Source organism: Pseudomonas sp. (assembly GCF_036387035.1).
Classification (GTDB): Bacteria; Pseudomonadota; Gammaproteobacteria; order Pseudomonadales; family Pseudomonadaceae; genus Aquipseudomonas.
The window spans coordinates 1-3,794 of the sequence record NZ_DASVUM010000149.1; the positions used below are offsets into that span (position 1 = coordinate 1).

The window sequence follows — 3,794 nt, forward strand, 5'->3', positions numbered from 1 at the left end:
TCCGGTCGCGAAAGCGTCGCCATCACCTCGTCACGCTCAACCGACATCAGCGCCGGGCGCAACATCACCGGCACCGCCGAGGGTGCGATCAGCCTGTGCGCCGTCACCAAGGGGCTGCAACTCAAAGCGGTTCAGGGCGACCTGCAAGTGCACGCGCAAACTGGCGCGCTGCACGCACTGGCCAACAATGACATCAAGATCGAAAGCCTCGGCGGCCGGATCGAAATCAGCGCCCCGGAAGAGCTCCTCCTGAATTGCGGTGGCGCATTCATCCGCATCAAGGATGGCGAGATTGAGCTGGGCGCGCCGGGGAATATCTATCACCGGGCCGATTATGTGCTGAAGGCCGGTGCCACCACGCTGACGACTCCGGTGACGCCAATACCTTATGGCTATGGGGCGGGGTACACCCTGGTCGACGCGCAACAGGCCGCTGCCCGTTTCGTCCGTTACCGGATCACCACGCAGGATGGCGAAGTCTTCAACGGCGTGACCGACAAGGACGGCAGAACCATGCCCGTCCACACGATGCTGCCCGGACACCTGGCGATCGACTTTCCGCAGCCTGAGGAATGGCTGAAGCCGCGGCCGAAGCCTGAACCTGAGGAGGAAGAAGAGGAGGAGGAAATCACCGAAGGCATCACCCTGCGCATTGGGTTGTTCTTTGATGGGACGGGGAATAACCAGAGCAATGCGGCAGCGACGGAGCGGTGCCGGCGGCAGGATCTGGAAAGCTTCAGCAGTGAAGAGCTGGAGAGCATTGCGGCGACGTGCAAGCAGTATGGGTTTGGGGATTTTGACGGGAGTGCGTTTAACAGCGCGCCGAATAATAGTTACGGGAATGCGCCAAGCAACGTGGCGTATTTGTATGACTTGTATCCGGATAACACTGCGACGCCTGTCAGCAACGATTCGGATATCGGATATGTCAGGGTGTACATCGAAGGCATCGGCACCCGTAGCGGCGGCGAGGACGACGTGCTGATCGGGCAAGCTCTTGGGCAAGGTGAAACGGGCGTGGTGGCGCGGGTCAAAGAGGCGCCTACGTTGGTCGAAAGACAGTTAGAGCAGTTCCTCCAAATCAATCCGGGCACAGCTATTCGCACCGTTGAATTCGACGTGTTCGGTTTCAGCCGCGGAGCCGCGGCTGCACGGCATTGCGCTAACGAAGTCCTTAAGCCTCATCGTGGGGTATTCAGCGAGCTGCTTGTCGGGGGGCGCGCTGGTCTATTAAGAAGTTTCGACTCGGCCGCTGATGTATGCATCAATTTGGTCGGCCTGTTCGATTCCGTTGCAGCCATCTCAGACCCACTACATGGCGACTTCAGCCCAGGCAATGACATTAATAGGGGCGTCAATCTCTATCTGCCACCCGACTGCGCGCGGCAGGTCATCCAGCTACAGGCGCTTGACGAATACCGCGCCGACTTTGCTCTAAATAACGTGCACCACACGCACCTTCAGATAGGTCTGCCGGGCGCTCACTCTGACGTGGGTGGGGGCTATCTGCCACGCGCGCGAGAAAAATTGTGGATGACACAGCCCTGCAAGGTCAGCGTTAAGGCCGGACAAAGGGTTGAGTCCCATGCCGTTTGGACCCGTGCAGAGGCGGACGCCAAGGTATTGCGCGAATCAGGCGTCGCTCGCGATGGCTACATTGCGGTGAAAGCTTGGCCTGCAGCAACTAACCCTCGCGGCAAAGCTGAGCCAGTGATGCAGGACTACTGGATAACCATGCTGCTCGAACGCCCCGTACATGGCGAACTGAGCCTGATTGCACTGCGTGTCATGCGCGAGCTGGGTGTGCGTCACGGAGTGCCATTCGACGTCATTACCGATACGGATAAACGCTTCAAATTACCGGATGAACTCCTACCTATCGCCAAGCAAATCTTGCAACGGGTAATGACGGACCGGCTCGTAAAACTTGAACCTGCGCATGAGGCGCTGCTACGAGCGCGTTACATCCACATGTCCGCGCACTGGACGCCACGAGGCCCCTTTTTGCTTAGCAAGCCGGCACCGTTGAATCGTAGGAATGTGCATCTCAACCGCCCGCAAAAAGGCTATCCAGAGTGAAGCGCCTGATCTTCGCTGTAGGGCTGCTTATTAGTCTGAGTGCCTGCGCTGGCGCGCCAAGATTCCCGCCTGCTCCGAAGTTGCCGTATCCGGCCTGGTACATAGGTTTCGCTGCACCCAAGCACATGGAAGTCTGGGTCGAAACCGTCGATGTGCTGGACAAGCGTGGACTCGCGTTTTTCCGGGTACACGGTGGCGTCGCAAGCTATACCGGGAACGTCGAGGGGTGGCACCGAGGGGGCTCAGGAGGGAAACCTATAAATAACGTCGATCTGCCCGACCAGATCTTCCTGCGCTGGCAGTCACTGGTGGAGCCACAGGCTTACAAGGTCAAAATACAAATACCGCAGTGGGTGCGAAACGAGATGATTCGTCCAGAACGAGCGTTTTGCCTGGTCCCAAATGATTGGAAGGACGACTACCGGAATGTGATTTCCTTAGGCATGGCCCCCGGAGGGGTCGTGAAAGTCTGGGTCGGTGGGCCATGCCTGGGCTTCAAAGAAGTCGGTCGTTACCAAGCTAAAGTCGAACAGCTCGGCCCCAACCTAGACGGAAAAGGGTTGTTTTACCGAGCACCCAATCCAGCGGCGCAAGCTTGGATAGACCAGCATGGCATTCCCTATGGCAGTTGGTAATGCTGATGCGGCCCCGCACCCATCGCGCCACCGCACCAATGAACGTCTCAGAACCCAGTGCGGCGCCCGCTCCGATGTCGGCGGGGGCTATCTACCACGCGCACGAGAAAAGTTGTGGATGACGCAACCCTGCAAGGCCAGCGTTCCGTCGGGTCAAAGAGTTGAGTCCCATGCCGCTTGGACCCGTGCAGAGGCGGACGCCAAGGTATTGCGCGAATCAGGCGTGGCTCGCGATGGCTACATTGCGGTGAAAGCCTGGCCTGCAGCAACTCACCCTCGCGGCAAAGCTGCGTCGGCCATGGAGTCCTACTGGATAACCGTGCTGCTCGAACGCCCCGTGCATGGCGAACTGAGCTTGATTGCATTGTGTGTCATGCGTGAGCTGGGGACACGTCACGGCGTTCCATTCAAGGGTCTGGAGGAGCGGCCTGAGCTCGCAATGCCCGACGAGCTCAGGCCTATCGCCAAGCGAATCTTGCAGCAGGTAATGACGGACCGGCTCGTACGCCTGGAACCTGCGCAAGAGGCATTGCTACGAGCGCGTTACATCCATCTGTCCGCGCACTGGACCCCTGTAGGTCCCTTCTTACTTAGCAAACCGGCACCGGCTAATCGTCGGAATGTGCATCTCAATCGTCCGCAGGAGGGTTATCCGGAATGAGGCGTCTGGTGTTTGCGGTCGGATTCCTGATCAGCTTGAGTGCCTGTGCAACGGGAGGGTCAGTACCCCCGCCCGTCAAGCTGCCTTATCCGGCGTGGTACATCGGCTTCGCCGCGCCCCAACACATGGAAGTATGGGTGGAAAGCGTCGATGTGCTTGATCAGCGCGGATACGTTTTCTTCAATGTGCACGCTGGGGTCGCCGGTTACACGCGTAAGCCCGAGGGTTGGCATAAAGGCACATCAGGCGGCAAACCCATCAGCAACGTCGATTTACCTGAGCAGCTCCTCCTGCGCTGGCAGTCACTAGTGGAGCCCCAAGCTTACAAAATCAGCATCCGAATACCGCAGTGGGTACGCGATGAGATGGTAACGCCACAGCACGTGTATTGCCGCAGTTCAAAAGAATGGATAGACGAC

4 protein-coding genes are annotated in these 3,794 nt (G+C 58.6%); all 4 read left to right on the forward strand.

The features are described 5' to 3' along the window. A partial coding sequence (locus VF672_RS14200) for a DUF2345 domain-containing protein (RefSeq protein WP_331105211.1) occupies window positions 1-2,079 on the forward strand: 2,079 nt, incomplete at its 5' end. After that, a complete protein-coding gene (locus VF672_RS14205; RefSeq protein WP_331105212.1) occupies window positions 2,076-2,714 on the forward strand; it encodes a DUF2931 family protein in 639 nt (212 codons plus the stop codon). The genes VF672_RS14200 and VF672_RS14205, both read left to right, overlap by 4 nt. Next, entirely contained in the window at window positions 2,689-3,375 is a 687-nt protein-coding gene (locus VF672_RS14210; RefSeq protein ID WP_331105213.1) for a hypothetical protein, read from the forward strand. The genes VF672_RS14205 and VF672_RS14210 overlap by 26 nt, the downstream gene beginning before the upstream one ends. Continuing rightward, window positions 3,372-3,794, forward strand: a 423-nt coding sequence (locus VF672_RS14215; RefSeq protein ID WP_331105214.1) for a DUF2931 family protein, incomplete at its 3' end; no start/stop codon positions are given. The genes VF672_RS14210 and VF672_RS14215, both read left to right, overlap by 4 nt.